General features: G+C 61.8%; 1 protein-coding gene. It reads left to right on the top strand.

Annotated features, from left to right (window positions below; translation table 11 throughout):
- Positions 1-262, top strand: a 262-nt coding sequence (locus K5E40_RS34665; RefSeq protein WP_221734458.1) for an immunoglobulin-like domain-containing protein, incomplete at both ends; no start/stop codon positions are given.

Genomic DNA, 262 nt, shown 5'->3' with positions numbered 1-262 from the left:
CGCCTAACGATGCATTGGTTGGCCAGGCTCCGCTGACCAACTCGATCACTGACGTGAGCGGCGGCAACTACGAAGATCTGGTCGCCGATAAGACACCAGTCAGCACCACCGTGACTGACACCGTCGACACCACCAACCTGTCGCTCAGCGCGACCGACTCGGTCGCCGAGGGCGGCTCGATCATCTACACCGCCACCCTGACCAACGCTGCTGGCTCGCCAGTCACTGTGACTCTGTCGAACGGCGCAGTGATCACCATCGA

It is taken from the genome of Pseudomonas baetica (assembly GCF_019733355.1).
GTDB lineage: Bacteria > Pseudomonadota > Gammaproteobacteria > Pseudomonadales > Pseudomonadaceae > Aquipseudomonas > Aquipseudomonas baetica_A.
The sequence above is the reverse complement of the archived record's forward strand: the minus strand, read 5'-3'. Positions and strand labels throughout refer to the sequence as shown.